This window comes from Neisseria iguanae (assembly GCF_003013245.1).
Classification (GTDB): Bacteria; Pseudomonadota; Gammaproteobacteria; order Burkholderiales; family Neisseriaceae; genus Neisseria; species Neisseria iguanae.
The window spans coordinates 17569-34067 of sequence record NZ_PXYY01000005.1 but is presented as its reverse complement, the minus strand read 5'-3'; the positions used below and the strand labels follow the sequence as shown (position 1 = coordinate 34067).

Annotated in this window: 18 protein-coding genes and 3 pseudogenes; 11 read left to right on the top strand and 10 right to left on the bottom strand. The window is 47.9% G+C overall.

The window, feature by feature from the left end:
- Positions 1–19: 19 nt before the first annotated feature.
- A complete protein-coding gene (gene rpsB / locus C7N83_RS01605) occupies positions 20–745 on the bottom strand; it encodes a 30S ribosomal protein S2 (RefSeq protein ID WP_106740132.1) in 726 nt (241 codons plus the stop codon).
- A 261-nt stretch (positions 746–1006) separates the two neighbouring features.
- Positions 1007–1252 carry a hypothetical protein gene (locus tag C7N83_RS01600; RefSeq protein WP_106740131.1) on the bottom strand — a complete coding sequence of 82 codons (246 nt, stop codon included), beginning with the start codon at positions 1250–1252 and terminating at the stop codon, positions 1007–1009.
- 76 nt (positions 1253–1328) lie between these two features.
- On the opposite strand from C7N83_RS01600, the gene C7N83_RS01595 reads away from it, so the two are divergent.
- Entirely contained in the window at positions 1329–1913 is a 585-nt protein-coding gene (locus C7N83_RS01595; RefSeq protein ID WP_106740129.1) for a 5-formyltetrahydrofolate cyclo-ligase, read from the top strand.
- A 344-nt stretch (positions 1914–2257) separates the two neighbouring features.
- On the opposite strand, the pseudogene C7N83_RS01585 reads toward C7N83_RS01595, so the two are convergent.
- A pseudogene (locus C7N83_RS01585) lies at positions 2258–2560 on the bottom strand (Holliday junction DNA helicase RuvB C-terminal domain-containing protein); the annotation flags it as partial.
- Positions 2561–2778: 218 nt separating this feature from the next.
- Here C7N83_RS01585 and C7N83_RS01580 point away from each other — a divergent pair.
- The 3 genes and pseudogenes from C7N83_RS01580 (at position 2779) to C7N83_RS01570 (ending at position 4544) form a co-directional block, all read left to right on the top strand.
- Positions 2779–3339, top strand: a pseudogene (locus C7N83_RS01580) (ClbS/DfsB family four-helix bundle protein).
- A 406-nt stretch (positions 3340–3745) separates the two neighbouring features.
- Positions 3746–3934, top strand: a complete 189-nt coding sequence (locus C7N83_RS01575) for a TM2 domain-containing protein (protein ID WP_106740127.1) — start codon at positions 3746–3748, stop codon at positions 3932–3934.
- Positions 3927–4544 carry an acetyltransferase gene (locus C7N83_RS01570; RefSeq protein WP_106740125.1) on the top strand — a complete coding sequence of 206 codons (618 nt, stop codon included), beginning with the start codon at positions 3927–3929 and terminating at the stop codon, positions 4542–4544. The genes C7N83_RS01575 and C7N83_RS01570 overlap by 8 nt, the downstream gene beginning before the upstream one ends.
- A 260-nt stretch (positions 4545–4804) precedes the next feature.
- Here C7N83_RS01570 and C7N83_RS01565 read toward each other — a convergent pair.
- Positions 4805–5450, bottom strand: a pseudogene (locus tag C7N83_RS01565) (transposase).
- A gap of 349 nt (positions 5451–5799) precedes the next feature.
- Between C7N83_RS01565 and C7N83_RS01560 the strand changes: the two are divergent.
- Positions 5800–7275: a malate:quinone oxidoreductase gene (locus tag C7N83_RS01560; protein ID WP_106740124.1), complete on the top strand. Its 1476-nt coding sequence runs from the start codon at positions 5800–5802 to the stop codon at positions 7273–7275.
- On the opposite strand, the gene C7N83_RS14125 is transcribed toward C7N83_RS01560, so the two are convergent.
- Positions 7235–7684 carry a hypothetical protein gene (locus C7N83_RS14125; protein WP_146135071.1) on the bottom strand — a complete coding sequence of 150 codons (450 nt, stop codon included), beginning with the start codon at positions 7682–7684 and terminating at the stop codon, positions 7235–7237. The genes C7N83_RS01560 and C7N83_RS14125 overlap by 41 nt on opposite strands.
- A gap of 239 nt (positions 7685–7923) precedes the next feature.
- On the opposite strand from C7N83_RS14125, the gene C7N83_RS14445 reads away from it, so the two are divergent.
- Entirely contained in the window at positions 7924–8100 is a 177-nt protein-coding gene (locus tag C7N83_RS14445; RefSeq protein WP_211296552.1) for a hypothetical protein, read from the top strand.
- Positions 8101–8159: 59 nt separating this feature from the next.
- Positions 8160–8420, top strand: coding sequence for a hypothetical protein (locus tag C7N83_RS01550; RefSeq protein ID WP_106740120.1), 261 nt, complete (start codon positions 8160–8162; stop codon positions 8418–8420).
- 243 nt (positions 8421–8663) lie between these two features.
- Here the strand turns inward: C7N83_RS01550 and C7N83_RS15615 are convergent, their stop codons facing one another.
- Positions 8664–8834: a DUF2520 domain-containing protein gene (locus tag C7N83_RS15615; protein ID WP_245911087.1), complete on the bottom strand. Its 171-nt coding sequence runs from the start codon at positions 8832–8834 to the stop codon at positions 8664–8666.
- Complete coding sequence (locus C7N83_RS15610; RefSeq protein ID WP_245911086.1) at positions 8834–9220, bottom strand: DUF2520 domain-containing protein; 387 nt, start codon at positions 9218–9220, stop codon at positions 8834–8836. Before C7N83_RS15610 ends, C7N83_RS15615 begins: the two co-directional genes overlap by 1 nt.
- A gap of 260 nt (positions 9221–9480) precedes the next feature.
- Here C7N83_RS15610 and minC point away from each other — a divergent pair, with 260 nt between their 5' ends.
- Genes minC through C7N83_RS01525 form a run of 4 tightly spaced genes read left to right on the top strand, consistent with a single transcriptional unit; the run spans position 9481 to position 12248 of the window.
- Positions 9481–10194, top strand: a complete 714-nt coding sequence (gene minC / locus C7N83_RS01540; RefSeq protein WP_106740118.1) for a septum site-determining protein MinC — start codon at positions 9481–9483, stop codon at positions 10192–10194.
- Between the two features lie 42 nt (positions 10195–10236).
- Complete coding sequence (minD, locus tag C7N83_RS01535; protein WP_106740117.1) at positions 10237–11052, top strand: septum site-determining protein MinD; 816 nt, start codon at positions 10237–10239, stop codon at positions 11050–11052.
- A gap of 3 nt (positions 11053–11055) precedes the next feature.
- Complete coding sequence (gene minE, locus C7N83_RS01530) at positions 11056–11331, top strand: cell division topological specificity factor MinE (RefSeq protein ID WP_106740115.1); 276 nt, start codon at positions 11056–11058, stop codon at positions 11329–11331.
- Positions 11328–12248, top strand: a complete 921-nt coding sequence (locus C7N83_RS01525; protein ID WP_106740114.1) for a hydrogen peroxide-inducible genes activator — start codon at positions 11328–11330, stop codon at positions 12246–12248. The genes minE and C7N83_RS01525 overlap by 4 nt, the downstream gene beginning before the upstream one ends.
- A 119-nt stretch (positions 12249–12367) precedes the next feature.
- Here the strand turns inward: C7N83_RS01525 and C7N83_RS01520 are convergent, their stop codons facing one another.
- The 3 genes from C7N83_RS01520 to lysS form a co-directional block, all read right to left on the bottom strand.
- On the bottom strand, positions 12368–13783 hold the full coding sequence (locus C7N83_RS01520; protein WP_106740112.1) for an alanine/glycine:cation symporter family protein: 1416 nt from the start codon (positions 13781–13783) through the stop codon (positions 12368–12370).
- Between the two features lie 519 nt (positions 13784–14302).
- Positions 14303–14509, bottom strand: coding sequence for a hypothetical protein (locus tag C7N83_RS01510; protein WP_106740108.1), 207 nt, complete (start codon positions 14507–14509; stop codon positions 14303–14305).
- A gap of 259 nt (positions 14510–14768) precedes the next feature.
- The gene (gene lysS / locus C7N83_RS01505) at positions 14769–16280 is read right to left on the bottom strand and encodes a lysine--tRNA ligase (RefSeq protein WP_106740172.1); all 1512 of its coding nucleotides are present in this window, start codon (positions 16278–16280) and stop codon (positions 14769–14771) included.
- Positions 16281–16499 lie beyond the last annotated feature (219 nt).

Genomic DNA, 16499 nt, shown 5'->3' with positions numbered 1-16499 from the left:
CCCCTTTTTCGTCGCTGTATTACTCAGCAGCAGCTTGGGCAGCGGCGACGGTTTCTTGCAAGGCTTGGTTTTTGCCTTCCAAAACGGCGTCGGCGATACCGCGGCAGTACAGGCGGATGGCTTTTGCAGAGTCATCGTTGCCCGGAATCACGTATTTCACGCCGTCAGGGCTGTTGTTGGTATCGACAACGGCAATCACCGGAATACCCAGTTTTTCAGCCTCAACCAAAGTACCTTTCTGGTAACCGGTGTCAATCACGAAAATGGCGTCAGGCAGGCCTTTCATGTTTTTAATACCACCCAAAGAGCGTTCCAGTTTTTCAACGTCGCGCTGCATTTCCAGAATTTCTTTTTTACCGTAACCGGCTTCGGCAGCGTTTTCCAGAACGGCAGTTTTTTCTTCCAGACGTTTGATAGACTGTTTTACAGTTTTGTAGTTGGTCAGCATACCGCCCAACCAGCGGTGGTCAACGAAAGGCATGCCTGCACGGGTTGCTTCTTCGCGGATGATTTCGCGTGCTTGGCGTTTGGTACCGACAAACAATACGGTGCCTTTGTTGGCAACCAGACGACGAACCGCTTCTTGCGCATCTTGGAACATCGGCAGGGTTTTTTCCAAGTTGACAATGTGGATTTTGTTGCGCGCACCGAAAATGTACTGTTCCATTTTCGGATTCCAGAAACGGGTTTGGTGACCAAAGTGAACACCGGCTTCAATCATCTGACGCATGGTAATTTGAGACATAATATTCCTTAAATTTTAAAGGGTTAAGAGCACACACTCAATCGCATAGAACTTGGTCGCAGCCAAGCACCCTTCGGCGAAAGTGGGCATATTTTAAAAAATGAAAATTTGCTTTTAAAATCAAAAGCCCGAAAATTATATAGGATAACCGGCCGTCTGGAAAGGGAAATGTCATGTTTTACTTGGCATTGTCGTTTTTTTTTTTTTCAGACGGCTTAACTCAGCCTGAATAGCTAATTCGACGGATGCGCAGCAGCCGAATCATTCCGAATCTGGGTTTTGCACTTGCCCCGACACCTGCCTTGGCCGCCTTAAGGCTTCGGTTTCGGTGCGGGCGGCTTGTTTCATCAAGCGGTTACGGCGACGTGTGACGGCCGCCCATGACAAGAAAATCATCGGCAACACCACCCAAAACAGCAGATAAATCAATGCGCGCGCAATGTTCGGCTGGGCGGCGGAAAACATCACCGTCACAAATAAATAGCCGATAATGACGATATGCCACATAATAATGGTGTCCCTGATGAAAAGAGAAACGGATTTTACCGCAAATCTGCCCTATCCGCCCAACTGGAGAAGCCTCATGCCTGTTGATAAAACCGAATGGCGCCGGACCTTACGCCGTGCGCGTGCGCAAATGAATCCTGCCGAACGCGCCGCCGCAACACAAATCATCAACCGCCTGCTCAAACGCCACATCAGAAAAGGCCGGCACATCGGCGTATATTGGCCGATTGGCCGGGAGTTGCGTTTGGATGATTTTATTCAGACGGCCTTAAAACGCGGGGCGAAGCTTTATCTGCCGTATATCGAGCCGAATGCGCGCCGTTTATGGTTCACGCGCTATTATTTGACCGGGAAGGCGCAGCAACCGGAGCGCAAACGCGGCAAACCCAAATTATCTATTCCGCAATTTGACGGTCAGAAACGCCGCGCGCACCGTTTGGATTTGTTGCTGGTCCCGGTTGTCGGCATTGACAAGCGCGGCTACCGGCTTGGGCAAGCGGGCGGTTTTTACGATGCGACTCTGGCGCAGATAAAATACCGTTTGCCGACAAAAACCATGGGCGTGGGATTTGGCTGCCAACTGGTCGATGAATTGCCTGTCGAACCGCACGATATTGCGTTAGCCGGCTTTGTTTCGGAACAAGGCGAATTGAAGTTTTAATATTCCAGACGACCTTAAATATAATATACAAAAGGCATTTGCCTGATTGCATGGCAAACGCCTTTTGTATTATTGTTTCAGATTAAATTGAAAAATCCTCTTTCAGCAAATACTCGTAAGCATACAGGTAAGATGCGCCCACAAACGACAAGCCGCCGACAGCACTGCCCAAAAACACGGGAATCATGTTCAGAAAGAATTATCCCCACGTCACGTCCGCACCGCCCAAATGCTTGCAGGAATAATAAACATATCCGCAGTGCTGTCCCGGAACAGTTTAGTTATCTGGGACAGCCCCAAAAACAGAATCGCTTGAAAAGTTTCAGACGGCCGTCACTATAGGTTTATTCAGAAACCTTCGAGCCGAAGTGAAGATAAGTGCGTTCAGTCGCCACACGGCCACGCGGTGTGCACTGTAAAAAGCCCTGCCGGATTAAATAGGGCCTAATTACATCTTCAATCGTATCAGTGGGTTTGCCGATGGCTGTGGCAACATTTTCCAATCCCACCGGACCGCCGCCGAATTTGAATTTGTATAAAATGGCTTCAAGAAATTTTCTGTCCATCACGTCCAAACCTTGGGTATCGACATCCGGCATGCGTAAAGCCGCATCGGCGACACCCGCATCAGTCACGCCGTCGTTTTTTTACTAAGGTATTTTCCGCCAGCTTGATTTCGGTATCGAACTGGCGGCGGCTTCGTGCTAAACGTTCGTTTAATTCCTGCTGAAATTCCAGCATGCGTACTTGGTTGGCAATGTCGGCATCACCATTCCATATCTGCCGGCTGCTAATAGGCTAGGCCATACCAAAATTGACTTTTAAGGTTTTATAAGGTCTACTTTTACAGTGATGCGTTTGTGTTATGCAACACTATATCTATTGGGAGGGGCTGATGAGACAATACCAATCTAAAACAGAATTAATTGAGGCGATTCAAAAAAGCCATCAAAAATACATAACCGGGTTTGAGATCATTCCAGAAACGCTAAAAGATGTGAAGGTTGGAGATGTTGAGCGAACACCGGCTGAGAATCTGGCTTATCAGGTTGTTGGCTAGACAACGCTTTTGCTGAAGTGGGAGAATGATGAAAGGGCGGGCATTGAAGTTTATACGCCATCTGACCAGTTTAAATGGAATCAGTTAGGAAAATTATATCAGTGGTTTACTGAGACTTACGCAGATTTGTCTTTAGCGGAATTACAGACGGTGCTAACTTCAAATATCGATAAAATCTATCGGATGATTGAAAGTATGACCGATGATGAGCTGTTTAAACCGCATCAGAGAAAATGGGCTGACGCTGCTACCAAAACTGCCACTTGGCCAGTCTGTAAATTTATTCATGTCAATACCGTAGCGCCTTTTGGGACATTTCGAACGCAAATACGTAAATGGAAAAAGTTGGCTTTATCGTCCCGATAGAAGATTGGTCAATGTGCGAACAGAACGCTCTTACAAAGTGTTGGAAGCCGATCAATACAAAAATCATTACCAGAAACCACATGGTCAAAATAGGAAAAAATCGCGGTTGCCGCTCATGGTTATGCCGTTGGAAAAATAAACGGTGACACAATGTAACCGTTTATTTCTACCACACCAAAGAATTTTTTGTCTGCAGTCAAAGAATTTTTGATTCTAAGGAAAATTTATTTCCAGATTAACTATTCTATTCAAACATTTTCATATTCATATAATGCGTATAAATTCAAGTAAACCTGTTTCAGACGACCTTGAGTCTGCCGCTTTATTTCCTATATACTCAACTATACTCAGCGTTGAGAACAAGAATAACCAACAAGGAAAGTAATATGCAACCGTCTTTGTTCTTATGCTGCTTCTTAATCCCCATACCTGCAACAAAGCCCCATATGTCGTGATGGTTTTGTTATTTGGTTCGTTCGGCGTACACAAATTCTGCTCCAACTGCATATGGATGGGCTTATTTTACGCCATTTTCTGCTGGATGGGCATTCCGGCCATCATCGGCATCATAGAAGGGTTTACAGGTAATGAATAAATTAATAATTATTGGAGCCAGCGGCCACGGTAAAGTAGTTGCAGATATTGCTGATAAAAATGGATATGAGGAAATATATTTTTTAGATGATAATGATTCTCAAAAAGATTGTGCTGGTTTTCCAGTGATTGGTAAATTAGCCGAAATCTCAAAATATGAGGACTGTGATTTTGTCGTTGCTATCGGAAATTCAAAAATAAGAAAAAAAATTACTGAGAAAATTCAGGGGTACAATATTGTTTCCTTGATACATCCAAATGCAATTATCAGTCGGCGTGTTTCGATTGGTAGAGGTACCGTTGTAATGGCAGGTGCTGTGATTAATTCCGATACAAAAATAGGTGAATCTTGTATTGTTAATACTGGAGCTACAGTTGATCATGATTGTTCGATTTCGGATTATTGCCATATTTCTGTAGGAACACATATTGCAGGAACTGTTTCAATTGGTTTAGGAACATGGATCGGTGCAGGAGCAGTTGTCAGTAATAATTTAAAAATAGCTTCAGATAGCTTTATTGGTGCCGGTGGAGTAGTGATTAAAGATATCTTTGAATCAGGAACTTATGTTGGAAATCCTGTAAGGAGGATAAATAAACTGGAAATTTAGCGAAGTCATTTTAGAAAATGTTTTTTTAACAAAGTTAATTTGGGTAAGTGTTTTTTTGATTTTTTTTGGGCGAATATTTGGTTACCCACTTTCTATTTTAATATTAATAAAGTTATTGCGGAAAAACTTGATTATGATTGGAGAATGATGAACCATTCAGTAACCGTAATGATTGTAGCACATAATATCGAAGGCGTATTGTCGGCATTCAAACCGACTGACTCGTTCGGTGCAACTATTATCTGAAGGGCTGACGCAGATTAGCCCCAAACACCACACCATTGCCGCAGCATTTCAAGCTGCCCGGACGGTGCGCCAAAGTCAAAGCGGAACCCGCATTCTTTCAAGGACAGCGGGCAAGATTTACGGCCAACCCCATTGTATTTGCGCAAGACGCACTTCACCCGGTTCCAACAATTTCCAATGCCGCCGATAGGGTTTTGACGGTCTGCAAAAAACCGTGAACGGTTGATGCGCTGATGCGCGAACCTACCCCGCATCAAGCACGCCACAGCCCCTGTCACTACCGGTATAAACAATGCTGTCAGGTGTTGTTTGCTGTTTGATAACCGGAAATAAGGCATCCTTCCCGCTATCCCCACAACGGCGGTACCAACCTTTCCCTGCCGCTTTAAGGTGCCGGATACTGCCGCTTTCCCTGCTGCCGCGCGTCCGCGTTTGCCCTTACGCCGACCGCCGAAATAGCACCCGTCCGGCCCGGTGGTGGGCCTCTGAAAACCCTGCCGGCTTCCTGCACCAAATGACAGGCTGTCACCCGGCTGGTTTACGGTAGGACAACATAGCCCAATAAATATCAGCGGCTGCACGGGCTGTGGCTTCCGGTACGAAAAACCGGAGAAGTTTTCTTTGGGTATTCTTTGTTAATTTGCAATTGGTTATCTTTATTTTTGCAGTCTGACATGACGGCCAATCTGCTTCAGCCCCTTATCTGAAATTTTGCTGGAAACCGCTTATCAATTTTGATTTTTTTGAAAATCTAAAAATATTTCAATATTAATGATTTTTTGATATGCGCAACCAATTCCTTAGCCATCAAGGCTGTCTGAATGTTTCAAATGGCCTTGTCATCATCGGATACACTGATTCCTTTCATAAAATCTTTGCATTTCTGTGCAAAATCCACTAAATTCCAAGGCATATATATTGTTAATAATCTGTCTATGCACAGATAACACCAAATACGGAATAATCATAAAGGCAAATCATTGCCTGCCTATCCTTTAGGAGTATAACCATGGCTGAAACGACTGACGTTGTATTGGTTGGTGGAGGAATCATGAGTGCTACTTTGGGTATTCTGCTCAAAGAACTCGAACCCTCTTGGGCAATTACCATTGTCGAACGCCTTGACGATATTGCACAAGAATCATCCAATCCCTGGAATAATGCCGGTACCGGTCATTCTGCTTTGTGCGAATTAAACTATGCACCCTTGGACAGCGACGGTACCGTTGATCCGGAACGATCATTGAATATTGCCGAACAATTCATGATCAGCCGCCAATTTTGGGCTTCTTTGGTGAGCGAAGGTAAAATGGCCGACAACTCATTTATCAACAGCGTGCCGCACATGTCGTTTGTGATGACCGACGACCATTGCGCCTACTTGCCAAAACGTTTTGGCGTGTTTAAAAAACAAAAATTGTTCGAGAAAATGGAATTCTCAACTGACCGCAGCAAAATCCACGAATGGGCGCCGTTGGTCATCGAAGGCCGCAACGAAAGCCAGCCGGTTGCCGCCAATTACTCGGCAGAAGGCACCGACGTTGATTTCGGCAACATCACCCGTCAAATGATTGACAACCTAACCAGCCGTGGCGTGAAACTGTTGTGCAACCGCCATGTGGAAGAACTCGACCGCAAAGCCGATGGTGCATGGGCAATCAAAACCTGCGACACCCGCGACAATACGCAAAAACTCACCTTGCGCAGCCGTTTCGTCTTCTTGGGCGCCGGTGGCGGTGCTTTGTCGCTGCTGCAAAAATCCGGTATTCCGGAAGGACGCGGCTACGGCGGCTTCCCAGTATCGGGCTTGTTCCTGCGCAACAACAACGAAGCAACTGCCGAGCGCCACAATGCCAAAGTATACGGTCAAGCATCGGTCGGTGCGCCGCCGATGTCGGTGCCGCACTTGGATACCCGTCACGTTAACGGCAAACGTCATTTGATGTTCGGCCCGTATGCCGGTTTCAAACCGAACTTTCTGAAGCAAGGTTCAATGATGGACTTGCCGATGTCGATTCACCGCGACAACCTGCTGCCGATTTTGCGCGCCGGCTGGAACAACCTGCCATTGACCAAATATCTGCTGGGCGAATTACGCAAAACCAAAGAAGAGCGCATTACCTCACTGCTGGAATACTATCCGAATGCCAATCCCGACGATTGGGAGCTGATTACTGCCGGCCAACGCGTGCAGGTCATTAAGAAAGACAATCGAAAAGGCGGCGTATTGCAATTCGGCACCGAATTGGTGATGCATGAAGACGGCTCGTTGGCCGCACTTTTGGGCGCATCGCCGGGCGCTTCGACTGCCGTCCCTCTGATGATTAGCCTGGTTAACCAGTGCTTTCCGCAACACAAGGCGGCATGGGAAGGCCGTCTGAAAGAGATGATTCCGGGCTACGGCGTGAAATTGAACGACAACCCTGCGTTTGCCGAAGAAATTATCAGCCACACCGCCAAAGTGTTGGGCATTCATCAGGCTTAAAGGCCGGAACCTTTTCCAAACCCCGGATTTGAGTCAGTTTCAAAGCCAAGCAATACAGAACGCGCAGACAGCCCATGAAATGATTAAGTTTCGAGAAGCGCATTGCAAAGAAATGTACCAAAGATGGGGATTTTACGAAGGGTTCGGCTGTAGAAAATTCCAGCGTTGTCTGCACTTTTTGTTTTTCCCCGAAGACCCGTTTTGGAATTTTGCGTATTGCCAAAAATGTCAAAAGGCACAGCAAGGCCGCATAGTTTTTGAGAATACCCAAAAATCCTAAAACAATCCTTTCGACAAAAAATAAAAGCGGTTCCGCATAAAAAGTGTAAACAACCCGATCTTTTCTAACCCTTCGAGCCGTCTGAACAGCGTATCGCTTTGCTGATACGCTGTTTTGGTTTAACCTCATACCCAAAATTAACCTATTTGTGATTTTTCAGACGACCTCTTACGCATCCTTGCCATCCCCACAATCCATAACCCGCGGCAAACAGCCGTTTACCCCCGTCTCACACTCATTAACCACAGCGGATTATATGATTCGTTTCACCATGTTTCCTTTCAAAAAAATACTTTCTCAAACACTTTCCGAAGGACAAACCTTATGATAAAAAATATATTGCCGTTGCTTCAGCTTCTTTAATCAGTTTGGCCGAGGTCACCGATACCGTGTCGCAAAACAACCGTCCGGTGAAACAAGGCCATATGCACAAACATGGTCATAAAATGCGCCTCAAAGGCGAATTGCCGCGCGAATTGCAAGAATTAAACCTAAGCAGCACACAAAAAACGCAAATCCAAAAAATCATGGCAGCCAACCGCTAGAAGCAGAACGGCAAACGACAAGCACCTGTTGTCGCCAAACGTGCTGAATTCCAGCAAAAATGCAGCAACGCCGCGCCGCCGAGCAAACCCTGATTATCGGCAAACACTTTGACGAAGCTGCCGCCCGCCGCCTGGTAAACGAGCGTCAAGCAGAACTTAAACAACACACCGCCGAACGCAAACAACGCATGGTCGACATGGAGGTAAAATGCTTAAAAGAACGTCACGACATTTTCCAAATATTGCCTGCCAAGCAGCAAAAACAATTGCTGGAAAACCAGCGAAAACGCCAACAAGAACGCACCGACCGCCAGCCATAACGCGCCAAACAAGGCCACCCAGATATGCAGCCCTAAAACCCCGCAAGTACAGTAAAACTAAGTTTTAAGCCAATCTTGTGCCGATAAAGGCATGACCGTCAGGCCGTCTGAAAGCTGTTTCCGAATTCGGTATGAAAGGAATCGGAATCGGCTTTCAGACGGCCTTAAATTTGATTCACCCATCCTTTCCCCATTCTTCCAAGACCATCCGAACTTTTTCCACCGATTCTTTATCTAATTTCGTTACGGCCAACGTTCAAGGCATACTGCACACCAATGCGGTAATCTGCCTGTTCCACCGCCGTCATCGCCGCCAAGTGCACCGCTGACTGTGCTGTCGCCGCCGCGCACAATCGGATCGGTCAGTGCTTGCAATGGCGACAGTTTGTCTAAATTATCAATACTCTGCTGCATCAAACTGCCGACCAAAGGCGAGATAAGGTTTCCGGCAAAGCCAAGGGTTTGAGCAAATTTTGGGCAAACTCGGCCAAGGTCACGCTGAAATTGGATGCCGCCGACAAAGCCGCATGGTAACATGCTTTATATTCAGACGGCATTGCAAACGCAGTCAATCCCAAGGCTTCGGCCAATTGTTGCAAAATCTCGACAGCATACGCATGTCCGGCTTCGACGGCGCACAAATTTCCAGCCAGATTCGCCACTGAATGTTCGGCATCGGAAAAGGCAAACACCGTGCAGGCTGCCCGCCAATGCACTATGCGCGCTAACTGCTTGTAAAACCTGTATGGTTTGAGCTCCGCCCAAGTACAGTACCAAGGTTTGCAGGGGCAATGCGACATGACAGGTAATGCGTTCGGCAGTTTCGGTAGGTAATGGCAATATCCGCTGGAACCATTGCCCTAAAGGCATTCGGCGGCTGATGATGTTAAGAAAGCTGCCAATCGGGATTGACGGTTCAATAATGCGGCAAAAGTTTGCCCGACGCGACCTGCGTCCACAATATGGAATATTTTTTCATTTCAGACGGTCTAAACGGATTGAATAGCTTAGATTAACACGGTAAACTTACGTCATTAAATTTTTTTATTGTTTACTCACTATGAAACCCGCGTTTGACGTTAAGTCGGCACGATTGGATGTGTTGGCTATTTATCTGCACACCGCAGATTTGACTGAATTGGAAGAATCTCTGCGCCAGCGTACTGGACAGTACCAAGGCTTGGAAATTGTACCGTTTGTTTTGGATGTACAGGATTTCGAGCACCCTGAATCATTGGACTTGGCCGCCGTCATTTCACTGTTTGCCCGCTACGGCATGCAGATTTTAGGCTTGCGCCACGAAAATGAAACATGGGCGGCTTATGCGGCGCGCTATCATTTGATGTTCAGTCGTGGCGAAAAATCCGATATACCGCAGCAGCCACCACAATTGCAACCGGCCGACATCAAAGCTGTTTCCACCACCGTTATCAGCAACCCGACGGTTTTAATCAGCACCCCCGTGCGCACCGGCCAGCAAGTTTATGCGGAAAACGGCGATTTAATCGTTACCGGCATTGTCAGCCAAGGAGCAGAACTAATTGCCGACGGCAATATCCACATTTACGCACCGATGCGCGGCCGTGCGTTGGCCGGAGCTAAAGGCGACACCAACGCACGAATTTTCATCCATTCCATGCAGGCCGAATTGGTTTCCGTGGCCGGCATTTACCGCAACTTCGAGCAGGATTTGCCCGAACACCTGCATAAACGCGCGGTGCAAGTTTCATTGCAAGACAACCGCTTGGTCATCAGCGCAATCGACACCGAATAATTTTTTGAAATCTCAAGTTTGAGTATCTGAAAAGGAAATATCGTGGCAAAAATTATTGTAGTAACTTCAGGTAAAGGCGGCGTGGGCAAAACCACCACCAGTGCCAGTATTGCAACCGGTTTGGCCTTACGCGGCCACAAAACCGCCGTTATCGACTTCGACGTCGGCCTACGTAACCTTGACTTGATTATGGGTTGCGAGCGCCGTGTCGTGTACGACTTGATCAACGTGATTCAAGGCGAAGCCACGCTGAACCAAGCCCTGATTAAAGACAAAAACTGCGAAAACCTGTTTATCCTGCCCGCATCACAAACCCGTGACAAAGATGCACTGAGCCGTGAAGGTGTAGAAAAAGTGATGGAAGAATTGGCCGGTAAAAAACTGGGCTTCGAATACATCATCTGCGACTCGCCTGCCGGTATCGAACAAGGTGCGTTGATGGCGCTGTATTTTGCCGATGAAGCCATCATCACCACCAACCCTGAAGTATCGAGCGTGCGCGACTCCGATCGTATTTTGGGTATTTTACAAAGCAAATCGCGCAAAGCCGAACAAGGCGGCAGCGTGAAAGAGCATTTGCTGATTACCCGCTATTCCCCTGAGCGCGTGGAAAAAGGTGAAATGCTGTCGGTACAAGACATTTGCGACATCTTGCGCATCCCGTTGTTGGGCGTGATTCCGGAATCTCAAAACGTCTTGCAGGCTTCCAACGCCGGCGAACCGGTTATTCATCAAAACAGTGCGGCCGCAGCCGAAGCCTATAAAGACGTGATTGCCCGCCTGCTGGGTGAAAATCGGGAAATGCGTTTCCTCGAAGCGGAGAAAAAAGGCTTCTTCAAACGCTTGTTCGGAGGTTAAGCCATGTCTTTGTTAGATATCCTGTTCGGCAGAAAGCCGAAAACCGCCGAAGTGGCACGCGACCGCCTGCAAATCATCATTGCGCAAGAACGCGCCAATGAAAACGGTGGCGGTGCGCCGGATTATCTGCCGACGCTACGCAAAGAGCTGCTGGAAGTGCTGTCTAAGTATGTCAACGTTTCCTTAGACGACATCCGCATTTCTCAAGAGAAACAAGACGGCTTAGACGTTCTTGAATTGAACATCACTCTGCCTGAACAAAAAAAGGCCGCTGAATGACTTTAACCGAATTGCGTTACATCGTAGCCGTTGCCCAAGAGCGCCACTTCGGCCGCGCGGCGCGACGCTGCTTTGTCAGCCAGCCTACCCTTTCCATTGCAATTAAAAAACTGGAAGAAGAGCTGTCGGTTTCGCTGTTTGACCGCAGCAGCAACGACATCATCACCACCGAAGCAGGCGAACGCATTGTTGCCCAAGCCCGCCGCGTGTTGGAAGAAGCTGATTTAATCAAGCATCTGGCCAATGAGGAACAAAACGAATTGGAAGGCGCATTCAAGCTGGGGTTGATTTTCACCGTCGCCCCCTACCTTTTGCCGAAACTGATTGTTTCGCTGCGCGACACCGCGCCGAAAATGCCGCTGATGCTTGAGGAAACCTACACTTACACGCTGACCGAATCACTCAAACGCGGTGATCTAGATGCCATCGTGGTAGCCGAACCGTTCCAAGAACCGGGCATTGTTACCGAGCCTTTGTATGACGAACCATTTTTTGTGATTGTACCCAAAGGCCATTCTTTTGAAGAGCTGGATGCTATTACACCGAGCATGTTGGCTGAAGAACAGGTATTGCTGCTGACCGCAGGCAACTGCATGCGCGACCAAGTGTTGTCGAGCTGCGCGGAATTAGCCGCCAAGCAGAAAATCCAAGGCTTAACCAATACCTTGCAGGGCAGCTCCATCAATACCATCCGCCACATGGTTGCCAGTGGCTTGGCCATCAGTGTGATGCCGGCTACCGCCCTGACCGAAAACGATCATTTGCTGTTTAGTATCATTCCGTTTGAAGGCACCGCACCCAACCGCCGAGTGGTTTTGGCATACCGCCGCAATTTCGTGCGCCCGAAAGCATTAACCGCTTTGCGCAGTGCGATTTTGAGTTCACATTTGAATGGTGTGTCTTTTATCAAAGATTAAAGTTTACACCTGATATCTGGGCCGTCTGAAAAAAATCCTTTTCAAACGGCCTTGGTTTTTAGATATTAAGAAAAGCCGCTTTCCAAAGAAAGCAGCTTTTTAAAACAAGGCCGTCCGAATTACCAAATATCCGATTTGATTTTGCGTTTCAAGCCCGGATGTTCGGATAATTTAAATTCAGGATCCTTACCCGCTTTCAGCTTGGCCGTGTAGTCTTTCAGCAGTAGAAACACCAGCGGCGACAGCAACAGAATCGCAATCAGATTAATCCACGCCATTGTCCCCATCGCCATATCGGCCATGTCCCACACCAACGGCACGCTTTGCACCGCGCCGAAATACACCATACCCAGCACACCCATACGGAATACAGCCATAATCAGCCAATGACTCTTGATAAACTGCACATTTGATTCAGCGTAGGCATAGTTGCCGATAATGGTCGTAAAGGCAAACATAAACAACACCACCGCCAAGAAATCCGCTCCCCACTCACCGACATGGCTCACAATCGCCGCCTGAGTCAGCTGCGCACCGACCAAATCACTACCGTGTGTATCCGACATCAACACGATAAACGCCGTACACGAACAAACAATGATGGTATCGACAAACACACCCAGCATCTGAATCATACCCTGAGATACCGGATGTTTCACTTCAGCCGCAGCCGCAGCATTCGGAGCCGATCCTTGACCCGCTTCATTCGAATACAAGCCACGTTTGATACCTATCATCATCGTTTGCGAAATCAGACCGCCGAGCAAACCGCCGCCTGCCGCATCAAATTTAAAGGCATTGCTGAAAATCAAATCAAACACTTGCGGTAACATACCAATATTGGTCACGATAATATACAGCGCCATCAACAGATACAACACAGCCATCAGCGGCACAATCATTTCCGCCAGCTTCGCCACACGGCGGATACCGCCGAAAATAATCGGCGCAGTCAGAATTACCAACGCCACACCAGTCGAATGTTTGTCCCAGCCCCAAGCCGTTTCGACAGCTGCGGCAATCGTATTCGACTGCACCGCCTCATAGACCAAACCGAAACAGAAAATCAGGCTCAAGGCAAACAAAATACCCAGCCAGCGCTGACCCAAACCTTGAGTAATATAATAAGCCGGACCGCCGCGGAAATGATGGTTGTCATAATCACGGACTTTAAACAACTGCGCCAGTGAAGATTCGGCAAACGCAGAGCTCATACCGATTAAGGCAACCAGCCACATCCAAAACACCGCTCCAGGGCCGCCGATACTGATAGCAATCGCCACACCGGCAATGTTGCCCACGCCGACACGGCTGGCCAAGCCGGTCACAAACGCCTGAAATGGGGTAATCCCGTGCGGATCGCTACCTTGCTTGCGCCCGCCCAACATTTCTTTCACACTGCGGCCAAACAGCCGCCATTGCACAAAACCGGTCGCGACGGTAAAAAATAAACCTGTCCCCATCAACAAGAAAATCAAGCCGTCCCACAACGGGCTGTTAATAGCATTCACCCATTGGTGTAAAGATTCGGTCATAGTCACCTTTCAAAATGAAAAACAGTTCCAAACGGCCTTTCCCATCAGTCCGCCTAAATCCTAAATTGTAAACAATTGTATCAGATTGTTGATATTTGTGTAACCATTTGTTTAAACAGTTGTCTTTTCAGAAAGAACCCGTCTTCAATACAACCGTAAATATTATCCACAATAAAAGGCCTGTGAGTCCGCATTTCAAATGCAACATTTGGCTGTTCCCGATTGTACCGCTTTCAGAAACAAATTAACCGGAGAATCATAATCCGGCATTTTTCCTCGGCGGCGGTTAGGGGCATCTTCGACCGCCTTAATTTGTTGCCTGCCGAATTTCCTGAAATCCGTTCCTTTCTGGAAGTATCGGCGTATCAACTGCCGGTATTCCCTACCGTCCCCTTTCCCCAAGAACGGCAGGGAGGGCAGAAGTAGGTTTGGGCCCCAGCGCTTTGGCAAAGGTTCTGTGGCGGTAAAACGCTTTGCCGTTATCCAATGTGACGGTTTTAACATGATGTTTGAACGGCTTTAAAGCCCGGGTAATGACTCCTGCAACATATCCGGCTTTGAGTTTTTGATTTTTCTGATGATGGCGAATTTGGTTACCCGGCCAACGGCAACCGGCAGCTCGTTCTTTTGCGCTTTGCCGGCGATGGTATCCGTCTCGAAACCGCCGGCATGCTTTTTCCTGCCGACGATGGCCGGGCGCTCTTCCATGCCGGCCCGGCCGGGCACTTTTCCTTTGTTCCATAAACCGCTTCCGTATGTTCTGCGGTAGGGTTTGGGGATGATGCGCAGGTGGCACCGTTTTGACGGTCGCAGTGCGGGAAGCGGTAAATGGTGCCGTGCTTACGCAAATGGGCGCAAACTTTCTTATTGGGAAAGGCAGTATGCTGCCGCATACTGACCTTTTTCTGTTATCAAAAGTTGTACTTGCTATGCAAATCTGCAGGCGCCTGAAACATTTATTTCAGACGGCCTTGAGGTTGATGTTTTATTCCGGACGCATTTGCGGGAACAAAATCACATCACGGATGGTTTGCGCATCGGTCAGCAGCATCACCAAGCGGTCGATGCCGATACCGCAACCACCAGTCGGCGGCAAACCGTATTCCATCGCGCGGATGTAGTCGGAATCGTAATGCATGGCTTCATCATCGCCGGCATCTTTTTGCGCCACTTGCAATTTGAAGCGGTTGGCTTGGTCTTCCGGATCGTTCAACTCGGAATAGCCATTGGCCAATTCACGGCCGACCACAAACAACTCAAAACGCTCGGTCAAACCCGGTTTGCTGTCGGATGCGCGTGCCAATGGCGACACTTCTACCGGATAATCCACAATAAAGGTCGGGTTCCACAATTTACTCTCAGCGCAACCTTCAAACAAAGCCAATTGCAGGCTGCCGATGCCTGGAGAAGGCGGCAGACTCTCACCATGTTTGATAATTTCTTTTTTCAGCCATTCGGCATCGTTTAACTGCTCATCGGTGTAGTGCGGATTGTATTTTTTAATCGCACCTAAAATCGTCAGCCGCTCAAAAGGGCTTTCCAAATCGACTTCTTTGCCGTTGTAGCTGATTTTTGCCGTGCCGTTGACTGTCATCGATGCACTGCGTATGATGTCTTCCGCCATCTGCATCATGCGTTCGTAATCGGAAAATGCTTCGTAAAACTCAATCATGGTGAATTCGGGATTGTGGCGCACTGACATGCCTTCATTGCGGAAGCTGCGGTTGATCTCAAATACGCGTTCCAAACCGCCGACTACTAAGCGTTTCAGATATAATTCCGGCGCAATACGCAGATATAGCGGAATATCCAAGGCATTGTGGTGGGTGACGAACGGTTTGGCCGTCGCGCCGCCCGGAATCAGGTGCATCATCGGCGTTTCTACTTCCAAATACTGCTCGCCCACCATGAAATTACGCACCGATTGAATAATCTGGCTACGTTTGATAAAGGTTTGACGCGATTCTTCGTTGGCAATCAGATCCACATAACGCTGGCGGTATTTGGTTTCTTGGTCAGACAAGCCTTTATGTTTGTCCGGCAGTGGGCGCAGCGATTTACTCAACAAGTGAATTACCGATACGCGCACGGTCAATTCGCCGTGGTTGGTTTTGAACAAAGTGCCTTCCGCACCGACGATGTCACCCATATCCCAATGTTTGAAATCGTCGTACGCCGCTTCGCCCACGCCTTGATTGTTAATGTAAAGCTGGATTTGGCCGCTGGCATCTTGAATGGTGGCAAAGCTGGCTTTACCCATCGCGCGCTTGAGCATCATGCGGCCGGCGATTTTGACCGAAATGGCTTGCGGATCAAGTTCTTCTTTGCTTAAGGCATCGTATTGCTGGTGCAAGTCGGTGGCAAAGCTGTCGCGTTTGAAATCGTTGGGGTAGGCATTGCGCTGTTTGCGGATGTCGTCCAGTTTTTCACGGCGCAAGGTCATGATTTGGTTTTCGTCAAGTTGCGGCTCGACAGGCGGATTGTGCTGTTCGCTCATGGTGTTTTCCAAAAATAAAGACAGGCCGCAGATTCAGACGGCCTTCTTGAGACAGATAAATATTGCACATATTTTACGCGAAACCGCTTGTTTTATCTACTCAAGTACGTCTGAAAATTCGGCCAACCTTTCAGTCAGACGTAAAGAAACCTGCTTATTACTAAGCAGGTTTCTTTATTTTTATCTGGTGGGTCGTGAAGGATTCGAACCTTCGACCAA

Excerpts from the sequence above, each read along its gene's own strand:
- minE (WP_106740115.1), top strand. The coding sequence starts at position 11,056 with ATGTCTTTGTTAGATATCCTGTTCGGCAGAAAGCCGAAAACCGCCGAA.
- C7N83_RS01575 (WP_106740127.1), top strand. The coding sequence starts at position 3,746 with ATGCTGCTTCTTAATCCCCATACCTGCAACAAAGCCCCATATGTCGTG.
- C7N83_RS14125 (WP_146135071.1), bottom strand. The coding sequence starts at position 7,684 with ATGAGGTTAAACCAAAACAGCGTATCAGCAAAGCGATACGCTGTTCAG.
- minC (WP_106740118.1), top strand. The coding sequence starts at position 9,481 with ATGAAACCCGCGTTTGACGTTAAGTCGGCACGATTGGATGTGTTGGCT.
- C7N83_RS15615 (WP_245911087.1), bottom strand. The coding sequence starts at position 8,834 with ATGCAGCAGAGTATTGATAATTTAGACAAACTGTCGCCATTGCAAGCA.
- C7N83_RS01600 (WP_106740131.1), bottom strand. The coding sequence starts at position 1,252 with ATGTGGCATATCGTCATTATCGGCTATTTATTTGTGACGGTGATGTTT.
- lysS (WP_106740172.1), bottom strand. The coding sequence starts at position 16,280 with ATGAGCGAACAGCACAATCCGCCTGTCGAGCCGCAACTTGACGAAAAC.
- C7N83_RS01520 (WP_106740112.1), bottom strand. The coding sequence starts at position 13,783 with ATGACCGAATCTTTACACCAATGGGTGAATGCTATTAACAGCCCGTTG.
- C7N83_RS01560 (WP_106740124.1), top strand. The coding sequence starts at position 5,800 with ATGGCTGAAACGACTGACGTTGTATTGGTTGGTGGAGGAATCATGAGT.
- C7N83_RS01525 (WP_106740114.1), top strand. The coding sequence starts at position 11,328 with ATGACTTTAACCGAATTGCGTTACATCGTAGCCGTTGCCCAAGAGCGC.
- C7N83_RS01550 (WP_106740120.1), top strand. The coding sequence starts at position 8,160 with ATGCAGCAACGCCGCGCCGCCGAGCAAACCCTGATTATCGGCAAACAC.
- C7N83_RS01595 (WP_106740129.1), top strand. The coding sequence starts at position 1,329 with ATGCCTGTTGATAAAACCGAATGGCGCCGGACCTTACGCCGTGCGCGT.
- C7N83_RS01570 (WP_106740125.1), top strand. The coding sequence starts at position 3,927 with ATGAATAAATTAATAATTATTGGAGCCAGCGGCCACGGTAAAGTAGTT.
- rpsB (WP_106740132.1), bottom strand. The coding sequence starts at position 745 with ATGTCTCAAATTACCATGCGTCAGATGATTGAAGCCGGTGTTCACTTT.
- C7N83_RS15610 (WP_245911086.1), bottom strand. The coding sequence starts at position 9,220 with ATGTCGCATTGCCCCTGCAAACCTTGGTACTGTACTTGGGCGGAGCTC.